Raw genomic sequence first — 15610 nt, 5'->3', positions numbered from 1 at the left:
GGGCAAAATCAAGCGGGTGGGTTCGGTGGGCTCGTCTCCGGAGCCGTGCGGTCCCTGGCCGACTGCTGATTGTTGGGGTCGAGTCGTGGGAAAGGCACTGATCGCAGGAGTCGTCACCACCCTGGTCCTGTTCGGCCTCGCACACTTCCTGTGGCCGGACATGGGTGAGCCGACGCAGTTGATCGCGGGGCTCGTTGTCGGTGCGATCGTCGGTGGAATATTCCGGCTCTCCGCTATACGCACCAGAAGCAAGTGAGCAAGAAGGCCGCGGGCAAGTAGCCAAGAAGGCCGTGAGGGGTGGGGGCCGATGCGTCGGCCCCCACCCCTCGGTCGTACAGGTGGTCCCTTACCCCTCCTACCCCTTACCCCTTTGCGCGCCGGGTCCGTGTCCCGAGTGCGTAGAAAGCCAAGCCGATGGCGAGGAACAGTGCCAGCGGTACGACCTGGCTGAGGGTGTAGGCGAGGCGTTGGCCGGCGAAGGACGGGGGGAGGGAATCAGCAGCGTTTCCTGTTGTGCCGAACCAGCCGACGCCGAAGCCCGGCCAGATCAATACCACGACCGTGAAGGCCACGAGGCCCGTCGCCAGCGTGGTGACCGTCCACAGTCCGAGCCGCCCGCCCGGCACCGCGTACGGGCGAGGCGTGTCCGGGTACTTCCGGCGCAGTACCGCCAGGCTCGGGAACGTGATGACGTACGAGATGAACGTCGTGGAGATCGTCAGTCCGAGGCCCGCCGCGAAATACTTCTCGCCGTCCCCCTCGGTCAGATTCAGCGCGAGCACGAAAAGCACCGAAGCGATGACGGCGGACAGCATGTTCACCCGTACCGGCGTGCCCCGCCGCTCGTCGATCTTGCCGAGCCAGCCGGGCCCCGCGCCGTCCGCGCAGGCCACCGCCTGTGCCCGGTGCGCCCCCATCGCCCAGGTGACCCCGCTGGTCAGCAGCCCCACGATCAGTCCGGCCGCCGCCACGCCCCCGAAGACGGCCCCCGCGCCGCTGAGTGTCACGGTCCCGTCGCGTGCGATGTGCCCGCCGTAGACGGTGAAAACGGCCTTGCAGGCATCGATGAATCCCCCGAGGCTCCCGATCTCTTTCCCGGGCAGCACGAACAGGATTCCCAGGATCGGCCCGCCGTACAGCACCAGCGACGCCAGCCCGGACCGCAGGATCGACAGCGGAATGTCCCGGCGCGGGTTGGCCATCTCCTCCGCCGCCGAACTCGGCAGCTCGAATCCCACGTAATTGAAGATGAGTACGGGCACGAGCGCGATGAAGCCGGCGTATGTCGGCGTGAATTCCCCGGCAGGTAGTGTGTGCACGCCGTTTTCCATCGCGAATACGGCCACCGACACCAGGAAGAAGCCGAGCAGCACGATGCGTGCGACGGCCCCCGCGATCGGTACCCATTTGCCGAACCGTACGGCCTGCACCACGGCCAGCGCCCCGCCCCAGATGAACACCAGCCCGGCGACGTATTTCCACGCGCCCGGCAGCGGCGTGAAGAATTCCTCCCATGTCGTCAGCGCGATGATGCAGAGGCTGCCGCCGACCCAGACCGGATTGGATATCCAGTACAGGATCTGATTGAGGCCGGCCGTCAGCCGCCCGAACGCGAGCCGCGTCCAGACGTACGGCCCGCCCTGCACGGGGAACGCCGAGCCCAGCTCGGCGACCAGCAGCCCGTACGGCAGGAAGAAGGCGAGCGCGAGGATCGCCATCCAGGTCAGCCCCTGCGGGCCCTGCGCGGCGACCGACCCGATCGTGTCCAGCCCGACCAGCGTGCAGATCAGGAAGAACAGCACGTCCAGCCGCCGCAGGTCCTTCCGCAGCCGGCCCCGCTGCTCGCCCCACCCCTCGGAGAGGTCGGGGGCATCAGGCCCGCTGCGGGCGCCTCGGGACGGTGGCGCGGACTGCGACGGCGTCTCTGTCTGTCTCACGGCTGACTCCCTGCGACGGCCCGGGCGATGACGAACGTGAGCACTCCAACTAACTGAATGCACAGTCAGTAGTGGGTAGGGACTGTGGCCCCGCCGAGGCGTGGTGTCAAGGGTTCTCGCACGCCCCCGCCTGTAGGCTGACCACGTGGCAAGAGTCCGGTTGAACGTGGCGGAGCGGCGCGAAGAGCTGCTGCGCGCCGCCATCGAGCAGATCGAGGCACGCGGCGTCGCGGCGGTCCGCGTCTCCGATGTGGCCTCAGCGCTGGGCGTCTCCAACGCCCTGGTCCTGTACCACTTCGCCACGAAGGAGAATCTTGTCGCGGCGGCCTTCGCGCACGCCGCCGAGGCCGACCTCGCCCACCTGCGCCGCCTCCTCAACCGCCGCACGACCGCGGTGCGCCGGCTGCGCGCGGCGGTGCGCTGGTACGCCCCGACCGGCCAGGCCAAGGGCTGGCGGCTGTGGATCGAGGGCTGGGCGGCGGCCCTCCGCGACCCGGTCCTCCGGGAGACGGCCGGCGGCCTGGACCAGGAGTGGAAGGCCGCCCTCGCCGACGTGATGGCGGAGGGCGCGGCGGCCGGCGAGTTCGACTGCCCCGACCCCACGGCCGCGGCCTGGCGCCTCACCGCCCTCCTGGACGGCCTCGCCGTCCAGATGACCTCCTACCAGGGCCCGCTTCCGCGTACGACCATGCTCCAGTGGGCGGAAGAAGCCCTGGCCCGCGAACTGGGCCTGTCACGGGAATCCCTCGCGGGCACCGGGTGAACCTCCCGCGCCCGTTCCTCGTCTTCACGTGCGCCCACGCCCCACGCCCCACGTCCCACGCACTGGAGAACGCGCCATGACCGACGAGCACGTTGAGCGCCGCTACGACGCCGAGCCGTGGTGGGCCGGGCTCGGGGCGGTGGGCGCGGTCGGTCTGATCGTGCTCGGCGCGGTACTCGCCGTGTGGGTTTTCTTCCGTCTCCCCGGCACGCCGGAGAATCTGGCGGGCGGGTATTACGGCGCCGCCAAGGTCATCGCCATCGGTCTGGTGGTCGCGGGGAGCGCTCTGTTGGGGCGCGGGCGACGCTGAAGACGAGACCGCCGTCGCCGAAGTGCGGCTGCCCCGGCGTGGTGGTGTCTGCGGCGGGGATTGCCCGGGGCCGGGGGTGGCGGGAGGGTGGGGGTAAGGGCCGAGAGCCCCGGAGTTGGGCTTTGGCCAAAGGTGCGATGCCATGGGGGCGGCCATGGAGGCGGGGACTCTGGGAGCGTTGCGGCAAGCGGTGCGGGGACCGGTCGTGGGGCCGGAGGACGGCGGGTACGACGAAGCCCGGAAGGTCTACAACGGGATGCTGGACAAGCGGCCGGGGGCCGTGGTGGCGTGCCGGGACGTGGTGGACGTCCGGGATGTGGTGGCTTTCGCGCGGGAGCGGGGGGTCGATCTCGCCGTGCGGGGCGGGGGTCACAGCGCGCCCGGGCTCGGGGTCGTGGACGGCGGGATCACCGCCGATCTGGCGCCGATGCGGTGGGTGCGGGTCGATCCGGAGGCCAGGACCGCGCAGGCAGGGGGCGGGAGTCTGCTCGGGGACCTGGATCACGCGACGCAAGGGTTCGGGCTCGCCGTGCCCACCGGCATCAACTCGACGACCGGGCTCGGCGGGTTGACGCTGGGTGGCGGGCACGGCTACCTCACCCGCAAGTACGGCCTGACGCTGGACAGTCTGGTGGCGGCCGACGTGGTGCTGGCGGACGGGTCCCTGGTCACCGCGAGCGAGGACGCGCACGAGGACCTGTTCTGGGCGCTGCGCGGCGGGGGCGGCAACTTCGGCGTGGTGACGTCGTTCACGTACCGGCTGCACCCGGTCGACACGGTCGGCTTTGGCGTCACCGTGTGGCCGGTGGAGCGTACGCGCGAAGTGCTGGGCTGGTACCGGGAGTTCACGCCGGCTGCTGCCGAGGACGTGTACGGGTTCTGCACGGTGATGGCCGTGCCGCCCGGGCCGCCGTTCCCCGAGGAGCTGTACGGGCGGAAGATGTGCGGCGTGGTGTGGTGTCACACCGGAGAGGCCGCGCGGACGGAGGCGGTGCTCGGGGACGCGGTCGCGGGGGCCCGCGAGGCGGGCCGGCCGGCCTTCCACTTCTCGACGCCGATGCCGTACGTCGAGATGCAGCGGCTGTTCGACGAGCTGCTGCCCGCTGGGCTCCAGTGGTACTGGCGCGGCGCCTTCTTCGACCGGGTGCCGGACGAGGCGCTCGACGTGCATCTGCGGTTCGGCGAGGCGCTGCCGACCGGACTGTCCACGATGCACCTGTACCCGGTGGACGGCGCGGCCGGACGCGTCGGCCGGGAGGACACGGCGTGGAGCTACCGGGACGCGCTGTGGTCCGGGGTCTTCGCCGGCATCGACCCCGACCCGGCCAACGCACGGGCGGTCCGGGAGTGGTGCGTGGCGTACTGGGAGGCGCTGCACCCGTACTCCATGGGCGGGTCCTACGTGAACTTCCTCGGCGAGGGCGAGGGGGAGGACCGGGTCCGGGCCACGTACCGGGACAACTACGACCGGCTGGCGCGGGTCAAGCGCCGGTACGACCCGGACAACGTCTTCCACGTCACCCAGAACGTCAGGCCGGCGCCGGGGAAGTGAAGTCGTAGGTGACGCCGGTCAGCTGTTCCGAGGCGGCCCACAGGGCCTCCGACGTGGCGTCGTCCGTCGTCCGGCGGGCGCGGAACGAGGGGGCCGGCGCGCCGCGGAGGCCGCCCTGCGGGCCGAGGAACGCGTCGGGGCGCATGCCGGGCGCGGTCGCCGCGCAGAGGCTGGGCAGCGCGCCCGCCTCGGCGGGCTGGGCGACGAGACGGTTGCCGAGGGCGGCGTAGCGCTCGGCGCGGGTGCGGCCCTCCATGCGGACGCCGGCCGTCTGGAGGTTGGTGTCGGCGTAGCCGGGGTGTGCGGCGGCGGCGAGCACGTCGGAGCCGGCGCCGCCGAGCCGGGCGGCCAGCTCGTGCGTGAAGAGGAGGTTGGCCGACTTGGAGCGGGCGTAGGCGATCCAGCGGCGGTAGCGGTTCCGCTCGTAGTTGAGGTCGGTCAGGTCGACGTCGGCGAGGGCGTGGAAGCCGCTGGAGACCGTGACGACGCGGGCGCCGGGGGTGGCGAGCAGCGCGGGCAGGAGCAGGCCGGTCAGCGCGAAGTGGCCGAGGTGGTTGGTGCCGAACTGCATCTCGAAGCCGTCGGCGGTGCGGCGGTGGGGGAGGGCCATCACACCGGCGTTGTTGATCAGCAGGTCGAGGCGGGTGGTGGCCAGCTCGTCGGCGAAGGCGCGTATGGAGGCCAGGTCGGCGAGGTCGAGCGTGCGCAGCTCTATCTCGGAGGCAGGCAGCTCGGAGTGCAGCCGGGCGACGGCCGCTGCGCCGCGGTCCTTGTCGCGGCAGGCCAGGATCACCCGTGCGCCGCGGCGGGCGAGCTCGCGCGCCGTGACGTAGCCGAGACCGCTGTTGGCGCCGGTCACGACGGCCAGCCGGCCGGTCTGGTCGGGAATGTGGGACGTGTTCCAGCGGCGGGCCATTGCCTGAACCTCTCGGTACGTGTGGACTCGGCGGTACGTACGGACTCGGTACGCATGCAGGAGGGTGCCCACGTACGCGGTGCGTATGTACTCATCAGTAGAGCCGGGTCCGGCGTACGCCGCCACATCGGACCGTCCGTACGCGACCGCCCCGCCGCGCGCCGGGCAGGGCAGGGATGGCGCGGGACGGGGCGGCCGGGCAGGTGGGGCGGCGGGCGCGGGGCGCCGGGCCGCCGGGCGGGCGGGTCAGGCGGCGGCCGCGGACGCCGGGGCCAGCCGGGTCTCGTAGACCGGGACCGAGCGGGCCGGGTCGTCCAGGCAGGCGCCCGTCTCCAGGTCGAAGCGCTGCTTCAGGAGGGGGGAGGCGACGTACGGGCGGCCGTCGGCGGAGCCGGTGAGGCCGCGGGAGAGGACGCAGGCGCCGGTGAACGGGTCGCGGTTGCCGATCGCGTACGGGCGGCCGGTGCGGTCCAGGAAGACGGCGGACTGGGTGCCGTCCGGGAGGAGCACGGCCACGCCGCGTCCCGGGACCAGCGCGGAGGAGGCGCAGACGGCCAGCCAGCCGCGGTCCGTGCGCAGTTCGATGGTGCCGGTCGTCAGCGGGCGTTCGAGCGTCTCGGTCATCGGGAAACGGTCCCTTCGAGGGTGCGTACGGGGAGGGTGGGCCCGGCCAGCAGGTCCAGGTCCGGCTTCATCTGGTCCCGCTCGGGGACGAAGCGGACGGACGGGTCGGGCGCTTCGGGCGCGTTGACGAAGGAGACGAAGCGGGAGAGGCGCTCGGGGTCGTTGAGCGTCTCGGCCCACTCGTCGCGGTAGTGGGCGACGTGGTCGGCCATCAGGGCCTCCAGCTCGGCGCAGAGGCCGAGGGTGTCGTGGACGACGACGTCGCGTACGTGGTCCAGGCCGCCCTCTATGCGCTCCAGCCAGGCCGAGGTGCGCTCCAGACGGTCGGCGGTGCGGATGTAGAACATCAGGAAGCGGTCGATCAGGCGGATCAACTCGGCGTCGGAGAGGTCCTGCGCGAGGAGGTCGGCGTGGCGCGGGTCGGCGCCGCCGTTGCCGCCGACGTAGAGGTTCCAGCCGTTGGAGGTGGCGATGACGCCGAAGTCCTTGCCGCGGGCCTCGGCGCACTCGCGGGCGCAGCCGGAGACCGCGGACTTCAGCTTGTGCGGCGAGCGCAGGCCCCGGTAGCGGAGTTCGAGGTCGATGGCCATGCGGACGGAGTCCTGGACGCCGTAGCGGCACCAGGTCTGCCCGACGCAGGACTTCACCGTGCGCAGCGCCTTTCCGTACGCGTGCCCCGACTCGAACCCGGCGTCGACCAGGCGGGCCCAGATGCGGGGGAGCTGGTCGACGCGGGCGCCGAACAGGTCGATCCGCTGGCCGCCGGTGATCTTCGTGTAGAGGCCGTAGTCGCGGGCCACCTCGCCGATGACGATCAGCTTCTCGGGGGTGATCTCGCCGCCGGGGATGCGGGGCACGATCGAGTACGAGCCGTTGCGCTGGAGGTTGGCGAGGAAGTGGTCGTTGGTGTCCTGGAGCGCCGCCTGCTCGCCGTCCAGGACGTAGCCGCTGGCGCCGAGGGTGGGGGCGAGCGAGGCGATGATGGAGCCGACGGTCGGCTTGCAGACCTCACAGCCGTGACCGTCCCTGGCCTCCGGCCTGCCGTGTGAGGCGAGCAGCTGCTCGTACGAGGTCAGGCGCAGGGTGCGGACGATCTCGTACAGCTCGGCGCGGGTGTGCGGGAAGCAGCCGCACAGGCCCTTGTCGACGGTGACGCCGTTGAGCTCCAGCTCGTCGTTGACCAGGGTGGTCAGCGCCTTCACGCAGGAGCCGCAGCCGGTGCCGGCCTTGGTGCACTTCTTGACCTCGGGGACCGTGCCGCAGGAGTGCTCGGTGACGGCCGCGCGGATGGCGCCCTTGGTGACGTTGTGGCAGTTGCAGATGACCGCCTCGTCGGGGAGCGCGGAGGGGCCGAGGGCGACGGGCGCTCCGGCCCCGGCGGGGAGGACCAGCTGCTCGGGGGAGACCGGCGGCACGGTGCCGGTGAGCGGGCGGAGCGTGCCGTACGCCTCGGCGTCGCCGACCAGGACGCCGCCCAGCAGCGTGCCGTCCTCGCCGATGACCAGCTTCTTGTAGACGCCCGAGCGGGAGTCGGCGTAGACCACGTCCAGACAGCCCTCGGCGGTGCCGTGCGCGTCGCCGAAGGACGCCACGTCCACGCCGAGCAGCTTGAGCTTGGTGGAGGTGTCGGCGCCGGTGAAGCCCGCGGTGTCGGCCGAGGCGATCGCGGCGGCCGCCGTCTCCGCCATCTCGTAGCCGGGCGCCACCAGGCCGTACACCCGGCCGTCGACGGCCAGCGCGCACTCGCCGATCGCGTACACGGCCGGGTCGGTCGCCGTGCGGCACGCCGCGTCGACCACGATGCCGCCGCGCTCGCCGACCTCCAGGCCGCAGTCGCGGGCCAGCTGGTCGCGCGGCCGGACGCCGGCCGAGAAGATCACCATGTCGGTGTCGATGCGGGAGCCGTCCGACAGCTCCATGCCGGTCACCGCGCCGTCCGCATCCGCGGTGATCTCCTTGCCGCCGACGCCGGTGTGCACGGTCACGCCCATGTCCTCGATGGTGCGGCGCAGCGCCTCGCCGCCGCCCTCGTCGACCTGTACGGGCATCAGCCGCGGCGCGAACTCCACGACGTGCGTGTCCAGCCCGAGGCCCTTGAGGGCGCCCGCCGCCTCCAGGCCGAGCAGCCCGCCGCCGACGACCGAGCCGCGGGTGACGTCCTTGGCGTATTCCTCGATCTCCAGCAGGTCCTCGATCGTCCGGTAGACGAAGCAGCCCTTGCTGTCCTTGCCGGGGACCGGCGGGACGAAGGGGTAGGAGCCGGTGGCCAGGACGAGCTGGTCGTACTCGACGGTGAAGCCGGAGCGGGCGGTCACCGTACGGGTGGCGCGGTCGACGGTCTCGGCCGGGTCGCCGAGGCGCAGTTCGATGCCGTGCTTCTCCATGAAGCCCGCCTCGGCCAGCGACAGATCCTCGGGGGTGCGGCCGGAGAAGTACGAGGTGAGCTGGACCCGGTCGTACGCGGCGCGTGGCTCCTCGCACAGGACGACGACGCGCGCCGACCCGGTGACACCGCGGTCCGCGAGAGCCTCCAGGAAGCGCTGGCCGACCATCCCATGGCCGATGAGCACGATCGTGGGAGTGGCAGTCATGGTCAGTGGCCTCCATCATTGGTGAGCAGGTGGAGCACGGGAGCGGCGGACAGCGGCTCGTCGCCCTCCCAGGTACGGGCGAGCGCGCCGACGGTGCCGAGATCGCCGAGGAGAATGCCGCCGACCAGCCGGTCCCCGCGGACGACGACCCGGCGGTACGCGCTGCGGGTGGCGTCGCTGAGCCGTATGACGTCGTCGCCGGGGGCCGGGGTGGTCTCGCCGAAGGCGGCGAGGTCGAGGACGGCGGCGGGGCCGGAGCCGGTGCCCGAGCCGCCGAGGGTCAGCCTGGTGAGGGCCCGCGTACCGCGGTAGTCGCGCGCCGCGTCGTCGAGCAGCCGGGCCGCGAGCAGGTCCGCCTGGTCCAGCGCCGGGCCGGCCAGGCCGTACGTCACGCCGTCGTGCTCGGCGCAGTCGCCGATCGCGAAGACGCGGGGGTCGTCGGTGCGCAGCGCGTCGTCGACGACGATGCCGCGGCGCACGGTGAGGCCGGCGGCCGCGGCCAGGCCGGTACGGGGGCGTACGCCGCAGGCCAGCACGGTCAGGTCGGCGTCGAGCGCGTATCCGTCGGCCAGTTCGACCGCGCGGACCGCGCCGTTCTCGGTGCGCAGGCCGCGGACGCGGCATTCGGTGTGCACCTCTACGCCGAGGTCGTGCAGGTGGTCGCGGAGGAGGCCGCCCGCCGCCTCGTCGAGCTGGCGCTCCATCAAGTGCTCGCCCTGGTGCGCGAGGACGACCTGCGCGCCGCGCTCGGCGAGCGCCCGGGCGGCCGAGACGCCGAGCAGACCGCCGCCGATGACGACCGCGCGGCGGCCCTCGGCGGCGGCCAGCGCCCGGCAGTCGTCCAGCGTGCGGAAGGGGTGCACGCCGTGCGGGAGTTCACCGCCGCCGGGTGCGAAGAGGCCGCGCAGCGGCGGCAGCACGGGGTTGGAGCCGGTGGCCAGGACGAGGAGGTCGTACGGGAGGGCGTGGCCGTCGTCGCAGTGCACGAGGCGCTCGTCGCGGTCGACGCGGACCGCCCGTACGCCGCTCAGCCACCGCGCCCCGTCGACCGCGGGCAGCGCGATCACCTCGGGGGCGTAGCGGCCGGCCAGCACCTCGGCGAGCAGGACGCGGTTGTACGGGGTGTGCGGCTCCTCGCCGATCACGGTCACCGCGTACCGGGCCTGCCGCCCGCCGTCGCCGTCGCAGAGGCGGCGCGCGAGCCGGGCGGCGGCCATGCCGCCGCCGATCACCACCACGCGCTGTTTCGAGGTCATGCCAAGAAGCGTGCGGGGCGGCTGTTACCCGGCCGCATCCCGCCCGTTTCCTGAAAGGAACGCTGCTCTCCTCACACGGCCGGGTGCCGTGTGAGGAGTATCCGGCCTTACGCCGCCTTCGCCAGCCGCCGTGCCGCCAGCTCCGCGTAGACCGCGGCGCCGTCCGCGAGGACCGCGTCGTCGAAGACCGCGAGCGGGGAGTGGTTGTTGGGGGAGGTCTCCGGGTCCGCTCCGGCCGGCGGGGAGCCGAGCGTCAGCATCGCGCCCGGCACCTCGGCGATCACCCGGGAGAAGTCCTCCGAGCCGTGCAGCGGCTGCGGCAGCGGCGCGTAGAACTCCTCGCCGAGCGCCTCCCGCACGGTGTGCGCGACGAAGTCCGCCTCGGCGTGGTCGTTGACGGTGACCGGGTACTGCTCGACGAATTCCGCGTCCACCTCGACCCCGTACGCCCGCGCGATGCCGCGGCAGACCTCCGGCGTGCCCTCCCTGACCTTGCGCTGGGCGGTGGGCGAGAAGCTGCGGACGGTCGCGTGGAAGGTGGCGGTGTCGGGGATGACGTTCTGCTGGGTGCCCGCGTGGAAGGTGCCCACCGTCAGCACGACCGGGTCGAAGACGTCGAAGGTACGGGTGATCCACGCCTGCAGCGCGGTGACCATGGCGCAGGCCGCCTGCACCGGGTCCTTGGCGCGGTGCGGCATCGAGCCGTGCCCGCCCTCGCCGTGCACGGTCACCTTCAGCACGTTGGACGCGGCGAGCGCCGGGCCGCCGCGGGTGCCGAAGACGCCGCTCTGCAGGCCCGCCGACATCACGTGGATCGCGTAGGCGGCGTCGGGACGGCTGCCGGAGGCGTCCAGGACGCCCTCGGCGAGCATCTGCCCGGCGCCGTCGAAGCCCTCCTCGCCCGGCTGGAACATGAAGACCACGTCGCCCGCGAGGCGGTCGCGGTGCGCGGAGAGCAGCTTCGCGGCGCCCGCCAGCATCGAGGTGTGCAGGTCGTGGCCGCAGGCGTGCATCCGGCCGCTGTCGGCGGCGAAGTCCAGGCCCGTCTTCTCCGCGACCGGCAGCGCGTCCATGTCACCGCGCAGCAGCACCGTCGGCCCGTCCTGCGCGCCGCGCAGCACCGCCGTCACCGAGCTGAGGCCGCTGCCGGTGCTGACCTCCAGCGGCAGCCCGTCGAGCGCCGCCAGCACCGTCTCCTGGGTGCGCGGCAGGTCCAGGCCGACCTCGGGGATGCGGTGCAGCGCGCGGCGCAGCTGAACGAGGTCGCCGGAGAGGGCGCGGGCGTCGTCCCGCAGATTCATTTGTGCTCCTTCGGAGTGGGGGTGGCAGCAACGAGAGGACCGCAACGCGGGGGCTTCCACAAGAGGGCCTCCGCGGCGGGAGGGCTCAGCCCTCCGCAGTCCGGGCCGGGCGGATCAGGAAGGTGCCGGCCAGCGAGACGGCGGCGGCGCCCGCGGCCCACCAGGGCACCAGCGTCAGATGCCCGGCCTTGGCCAGGCCCTGGGCGAGCAGCGGGAACGTGCCGCCGAACAGCCCGATCGCGAGCGTGTACGGCACGCCCATCGCGACCACCCGCACCGCGACCGGGAAGAGCTGCGCGAACAGCACGTTCGTCAGCCCGATGGGCGCCGCGATCAAGGCGAGGTACACCACCGTGACCAGCCACATCGGGACGGCACCGTGCGCCAGCGCCAGCATCAGCGGCACGGTGGCGACGGCCAGCAGGCACAGGCCGGCGCGCAGGGTGCGCAGCGCGCCCAGCCGGTCGGCGAGCCGCCCGGCCACGACCATCGCCGCGATCAGCAGCACCAGCGGGCCCAGCATCGAGGCGGCCGACTCGGTGCCGGAGACGACGCCGAGCTGCTGCGCGTACTGGGGGAGGTAGGTGGTGCCGTAGTAGTACCCGACGGTCGCGCCGACCGAGATCAGGAAGACGGCCGCCATGTTGCGCAGGTTCGACCGGTACAGCGCGCGCCGCTCGGCGCCCTTCGGGCCCTCCGCGCCGGCCTCGGCGAACTCCGCGCTCTCCTGCACGCCCCGCCGGATCCACAGCGCCACCAGGCCGAGCGCCGCCGCGACCAGGAAGCCGATCCGCCAGCCGCCGCCGCGCACCCCGTCCTCGCCGAGCGTGACGAGCAGCAGCGTCAGCACGCCGAAGGAGAGGATGTTGCCGATCACCACGCCCGAGTACGAGATCGAGCTGTAGAGGAAGCGCAGGTGGCGCGGGGCGGTCTCGGTGACGTACGCGGCGGCGCTGGGGTTCTCGCCGCCCATCGAGAGGCCCTGGACCAGCCGCAGGACGATCAGCAGGACGGGTGCCGCGGTGCCGATCAGCGCGGCGGTCGGCAGTACCGCGATCAGCACGCTGGCGCCGGAGATGATCGTCATGCTGAGGGTGAGCGCGAACCGGCGGCCGCGGGAGTCGGCGAACCGGCCGACCACGTAACTGCCGAAGGGCCGGACGACGAAGCCGACGGCGAAGCCCAGGTAGGCGGCGAGCAGCTTGGTCACCGGGTCGTCGCCGGGGAACATCGCCGCCGCGAAGTACGGGGCCAGTACCGCGTAGATTGCCCAGTCGAAGGACTCCACGACGCCGCCCACGGTGGCGGCGGCCAGCGCCTTGCGTCCGTTGCCGGACCGGTCCCGGGTGGGTCTCACGGCCTGCGCCGCCACTGGTGATGTCATCGCCAACCTCTTCTCATAGGCCCGGACGGTGTCCGGTTTCCGGCGGTGCCGAATGGCTCGAATGGATCGCTATGCTGGCCAGCGGCCGAACAGAGAGAAACGGATTCCCCTCAGGACGCAGGAAAGCGTCGAGGAGGCGTTGATCGTGCAGGAAAGCGCATCCGGCGGGCTCAGCGAGCTCGACGCCGAGCTGATCCACGCCCTGCAGATCTCGCCGCGCGCTTCCTGGCAGACCATCGCGCCGGTGCTCGGCATCGATCCGGTCACCGCGGCCCGCCGCTGGAGCCGCCTGGAGCGGGCCGGGCTCGCCTGGGTCACCGCCTATCCCGGCGCCCGGCGGCTGGACCGGATGTGCGTCGCGTTCGTCGAGATCGACTGCGTGGCGGGCAGCGTCGAGACGGTCACCCGGACGCTCGTGGGGCTGCCGCAGGTGGCGACCGTCGAGCAGATGGCCGGCGGCCGGGACCTGGTCATCACCGTCTTCGTACCGGGCCTCGCGGCCCTCTCCGAGCTGCTCCTGCGGCGCATCGCCGAACTGCCGGGCGTCACCGCCACCCGCGCCGCCATCGGCACCCGGGTCTACGGCGAGGGCAGCCGCTGGCGGCTGCGTGCCCTGGACGCCCGCCAGCGGGAGGCGCTGCGTACCGCGGAGGCGCCGGGGAGCGCGGCCGGGCCGCTGGACGCGCAGGACCGGGCGCTGATCACCGAGATGTCCCGGGACGGGCGGGGCAGCGCCGTGGACATCGGGCGGGCGGTCGGGCTGAGCGCGCCCACGGTGCGGCGCCGCCTCGGACGGCTGCTCGCCGACCGGGACATCGCGCTCCGCTGCGAGGTGGCCCGTGAGCTGACCGAGTGGCCGATCACGGCGACCCTGTGGGCGAGCGTGCCCGCCACCCACCTCGCCGAGACCGCGCGGGTCCTGCTGGGCCTGCCCGAGGTGCGGCTGTGCGCCGCCGTCACCGGGCGGCAGAACCTGCTCTTCACGCTCTGGCTCCAGTCGGTCCAGGACGTGCAGCGGCTGGAGATCCAGCTCGGCGAGCGGCTGCCGCACCTCCAGCTGCACGACCGGGCGATCGTGCTCAAGCAGTCCAAGCTGATGGGGCGCGCGCTGGACGACCAAGGGCGGGCGCGGGACGTCGTACCGGTCGATCCGTGGGCGGGCTGAGGCGGCCGTACCACCGGCGACCCACCGGCCCCGCGACCACCGGCCCGCCGACGGCCGCCCGGCCCTGCGGCTACCGGTCCGCCGGCGAGGCCCGGTCCGCGGCTACCGGTCCGCCGCTTCCTCCAGCAGGTTCATGTCCGCCGGGCCGAGGACGAGGTCCGCGGCGGCCAGGTTCTCCTCCAGGTGCGCGAGCGAGCCGGTACCGGGGGTGGGCAGCAGGACGGGGGAGCGGTGCAGCAGCCAGGCCAGCGCGATCTGCCCGTGGCTCGCGCCGTGCCGCTCGGCGGTGATGTCCAGGGCGCGCGCCGCGCCGCCGGTCAGCCCGCCGTTGCCGAGCGGGAACCACGGCAGGAACGCGATCCCCTGCCGCTCGCACAGCGTCAGCAGCTCCTCCGAGCCCCGGTCCAGCAGGTTGTAGCGGTTCTGCACGGAGGCGACCGGGGCCAGCGCCAGCGCGGCGGTGAGTTCGGCCGGGCCGACCGAGTCCAGCCCGAGGTACCGGATCTTGCCCGCGTCCCGCAGCTCCAGCAGCGTGCCCAGCTGGTCGGCGAGCGGCACCTTCGGGTCCAGCCGGTGCAGCTGGTAGAGGTCGATGGTGTCCCGGCGCAGCCGCCGCAGGCTCGCGTCGCACATCGCGCGCAGCGACTCGGGGCGCCCGTCGATGTGCCAGGCGTCCGCGCTCGTCCGCACCACGCCGCCCTTGGTCGCGATCACCAGGCCCTCGGGATACGGGTGCAGCGCCTCGGCGATCAGCTCCTCGGCCACCGCGGGGCCGTAGTTGTCGGCGGTGTCGAGGAGGTTCACCCCGCGCTCCACCGCACGCCGCAGCACGGCCACCGCCTCCCGCGGGTCGGCGTGCCGTGGACCCCAGTAGCCCGGTCCCGCCAGCTGTGCCGTGCCGTACCCGAGCCGCCGTACCGGCAGCCCGCCGCCCAGGGTGAAGATCTCGGAGTCCATAACTCCCCACCCTAGAGCGGCCGGTGGTCCTTAAGATCACCTGGTGCCTGACATATCCCTGACGACCCTGCTCCTGCTCTGCCTGGCCGCGCTGGCGGCCGGCTGGATCGACGCCGTCGTGGGCGGTGGCGGGCTGATCCTGCTGCCCGCGCTGCTCGTCGGTCTTCCGCACGTGCCGGCCGCGTTCGTGCTCGGCACCAACAAGTCGGCGGCGGTGGTCGGCACGACGGGCGCGGCGATCACCTACGTCCGCAAGACGCCGCTGGACGTCCCGGCGGCCGTCCGCATCGGGCTGGCGGCGGCGGGCGGTTCGCTGGGCGGCGCGTTCCTCGCGGCCGGGCTGGACAGCGCGGTGCTGCGCCCGCTGATCATGATCGTGCTGGCCGGGGTGCTCGCCTTCGTGCTGCTGCGGCCGTCCTTCGGGACCGCGCCCGCGCCCTCCGGTCCGGTGACCCGGCAGCGGGTGCTCGCCGCCGTGCTGATCGCCGGGCTCGGCATCGGCTTCTACGACGGGCTGGTCGGCCCCGGCACCGGCGCGTTCCTGGTCATCGCGCTGGCGGCGATCCTGCACATGGACCTGGTGACCGCGTCGGCGACCGCCAAGGTCGTCAACGTCTGCACCAACCTCGGTGCCCTGGCGATGTTCGCCTACCAGGGCACCGTGCTGTGGGGACTGGGCGCGCTGCTCGCGGCGTTCAACCTCGCGGGCAGCACGGCCGGCGCCCGGATGGCGCTGAAGAAGGGCGCCGGCTTCGTGCGCGGCGTACTGGTCGTGGTCGTCGTGGCGCTGCTGTGCTCCATGGCGTACGACCAGTGGCTGTCCTGAGCCGGGGCCGGACGCGGCCCCGGCGGGC

Annotated in this window: 14 protein-coding genes; 6 read left to right on the top strand and 8 right to left on the bottom strand. The window is 73.0% G+C overall.

Going from position 1 to position 15610, the window contains the following annotated elements:
* The first annotated feature begins 85 nt into the window (after window positions 1-85).
* Window positions 86-256 carry a hypothetical protein gene (locus tag ACZ6WH_RS12710; protein WP_469727949.1) on the top strand — a complete coding sequence of 57 codons (171 nt, stop codon included), beginning with the start codon at window positions 86-88 and terminating at the stop codon, window positions 254-256.
* Window positions 257-362: 106 nt separating this feature from the next.
* On the opposite strand, the gene ACZ6WH_RS12705 is transcribed toward ACZ6WH_RS12710, so the two are convergent.
* Window positions 363-1937 carry an APC family permease gene (locus tag ACZ6WH_RS12705; protein WP_469727948.1) on the bottom strand — a complete coding sequence of 525 codons (1575 nt, stop codon included), beginning with the start codon at window positions 1935-1937 and terminating at the stop codon, window positions 363-365.
* 145 nt (window positions 1938-2082) lie between these two features.
* Between ACZ6WH_RS12705 and ACZ6WH_RS12700 the strand changes: the two genes are divergently transcribed.
* The 3 genes from ACZ6WH_RS12700 to ACZ6WH_RS12690 all read left to right on the top strand — a co-directional run bounded on the left by ACZ6WH_RS12700 (window position 2083) and on the right by ACZ6WH_RS12690 (window position 4562).
* Window positions 2083-2700 (top strand): TetR/AcrR family transcriptional regulator, encoded by a 618-nt coding sequence (locus tag ACZ6WH_RS12700; protein WP_469727947.1) that lies wholly within the window; start codon window positions 2083-2085, stop codon window positions 2698-2700.
* A 76-nt stretch (window positions 2701-2776) separates the two neighbouring features.
* Window positions 2777-3010, top strand: a complete 234-nt coding sequence (locus ACZ6WH_RS12695; protein ID WP_469727945.1) for a hypothetical protein — start codon at window positions 2777-2779, stop codon at window positions 3008-3010.
* A gap of 154 nt (window positions 3011-3164) precedes the next feature.
* A complete protein-coding gene (locus ACZ6WH_RS12690; RefSeq protein WP_469728024.1) occupies window positions 3165-4562 on the top strand; it encodes an FAD-binding oxidoreductase in 1398 nt (465 codons plus the stop codon).
* On the opposite strand, the gene ACZ6WH_RS12685 is transcribed toward ACZ6WH_RS12690, so the two are convergent.
* The 6 genes from ACZ6WH_RS12685 to ACZ6WH_RS12660 all read right to left on the bottom strand — a co-directional run bounded on the left by ACZ6WH_RS12685 (window position 4540) and on the right by ACZ6WH_RS12660 (window position 12634).
* Window positions 4540-5478: an oxidoreductase gene (locus ACZ6WH_RS12685; RefSeq protein ID WP_469727944.1), complete on the bottom strand. Its 939-nt coding sequence runs from the start codon at window positions 5476-5478 to the stop codon at window positions 4540-4542. The genes ACZ6WH_RS12690 and ACZ6WH_RS12685 overlap by 23 nt on opposite strands.
* A gap of 246 nt (window positions 5479-5724) precedes the next feature.
* Entirely contained in the window at window positions 5725-6102 is a 378-nt protein-coding gene (gene nirD / locus ACZ6WH_RS12680; protein ID WP_432854000.1) for a nitrite reductase small subunit NirD, read from the bottom strand.
* On the bottom strand, window positions 6099-8693 hold the full coding sequence (nirB, locus tag ACZ6WH_RS12675; RefSeq protein ID WP_469727942.1) for a nitrite reductase large subunit NirB: 2595 nt from the start codon (window positions 8691-8693) through the stop codon (window positions 6099-6101). Before nirB ends, nirD begins: the two co-directional genes overlap by 4 nt.
* Window positions 8694-8695: 2 nt before the next feature.
* On the bottom strand, window positions 8696-9949 hold the full coding sequence (locus ACZ6WH_RS12670) for an NAD(P)/FAD-dependent oxidoreductase (RefSeq protein ID WP_469727940.1): 1254 nt from the start codon (window positions 9947-9949) through the stop codon (window positions 8696-8698).
* Between the two features lie 107 nt (window positions 9950-10056).
* A complete protein-coding gene (locus tag ACZ6WH_RS12665; protein ID WP_469727939.1) occupies window positions 10057-11250 on the bottom strand; it encodes a M20 metallopeptidase family protein in 1194 nt (397 codons plus the stop codon).
* 85 nt (window positions 11251-11335) lie between these two features.
* Window positions 11336-12634: an MFS transporter gene (locus tag ACZ6WH_RS12660; RefSeq protein ID WP_469727937.1), complete on the bottom strand. Its 1299-nt coding sequence runs from the start codon at window positions 12632-12634 to the stop codon at window positions 11336-11338.
* Window positions 12635-12779: 145 nt separating this feature from the next.
* Here ACZ6WH_RS12660 and ACZ6WH_RS12655 point away from each other — a divergent pair, with 145 nt between their 5' ends.
* Window positions 12780-13799, top strand: a complete 1020-nt coding sequence (locus ACZ6WH_RS12655; protein ID WP_469727935.1) for an Lrp/AsnC family transcriptional regulator — start codon at window positions 12780-12782, stop codon at window positions 13797-13799.
* Window positions 13800-13901: 102 nt separating this feature from the next.
* On the opposite strand, the gene ACZ6WH_RS12650 is transcribed toward ACZ6WH_RS12655, so the two are convergent.
* Entirely contained in the window at window positions 13902-14756 is an 855-nt protein-coding gene (locus ACZ6WH_RS12650; protein ID WP_469727934.1) for an aldo/keto reductase, read from the bottom strand.
* Between the two features lie 40 nt (window positions 14757-14796).
* On the opposite strand from ACZ6WH_RS12650, the gene ACZ6WH_RS12645 reads away from it, so the two are divergent.
* Window positions 14797-15582 carry a TSUP family transporter gene (locus ACZ6WH_RS12645; RefSeq protein ID WP_469728023.1) on the top strand — a complete coding sequence of 262 codons (786 nt, stop codon included), beginning with the start codon at window positions 14797-14799 and terminating at the stop codon, window positions 15580-15582.
* The last annotated feature ends 28 nt before the right edge of the window (window positions 15583-15610 follow it).

The organism is Streptomyces sp. NPDC050806, from assembly GCF_055586425.1.
This window is presented reverse-complemented; position numbering and strand designations above follow the sequence as displayed.

Excerpts from the sequence above, each read along its gene's own strand:
- ACZ6WH_RS12695 (WP_469727945.1), top strand. The coding sequence starts at position 2,777 with ATGACCGACGAGCACGTTGAGCGCCGCTACGACGCCGAGCCGTGGTGG.
- ACZ6WH_RS12690 (WP_469728024.1), top strand. The coding sequence starts at position 3,165 with ATGGAGGCGGGGACTCTGGGAGCGTTGCGGCAAGCGGTGCGGGGACCG.
- ACZ6WH_RS12685 (WP_469727944.1), bottom strand. The coding sequence starts at position 5,478 with ATGGCCCGCCGCTGGAACACGTCCCACATTCCCGACCAGACCGGCCGG.
- nirD (WP_432854000.1), bottom strand. The coding sequence starts at position 6,102 with ATGACCGAGACGCTCGAACGCCCGCTGACGACCGGCACCATCGAACTG.
- nirB (WP_469727942.1), bottom strand. The coding sequence starts at position 8,693 with ATGACTGCCACTCCCACGATCGTGCTCATCGGCCATGGGATGGTCGGC.
- ACZ6WH_RS12670 (WP_469727940.1), bottom strand. The coding sequence starts at position 9,949 with ATGACCTCGAAACAGCGCGTGGTGGTGATCGGCGGCGGCATGGCCGCC.
- ACZ6WH_RS12665 (WP_469727939.1), bottom strand. The coding sequence starts at position 11,250 with ATGAATCTGCGGGACGACGCCCGCGCCCTCTCCGGCGACCTCGTTCAG.
- ACZ6WH_RS12660 (WP_469727937.1), bottom strand. The coding sequence starts at position 12,634 with ATGACATCACCAGTGGCGGCGCAGGCCGTGAGACCCACCCGGGACCGG.
- ACZ6WH_RS12650 (WP_469727934.1), bottom strand. The coding sequence starts at position 14,756 with ATGGACTCCGAGATCTTCACCCTGGGCGGCGGGCTGCCGGTACGGCGG.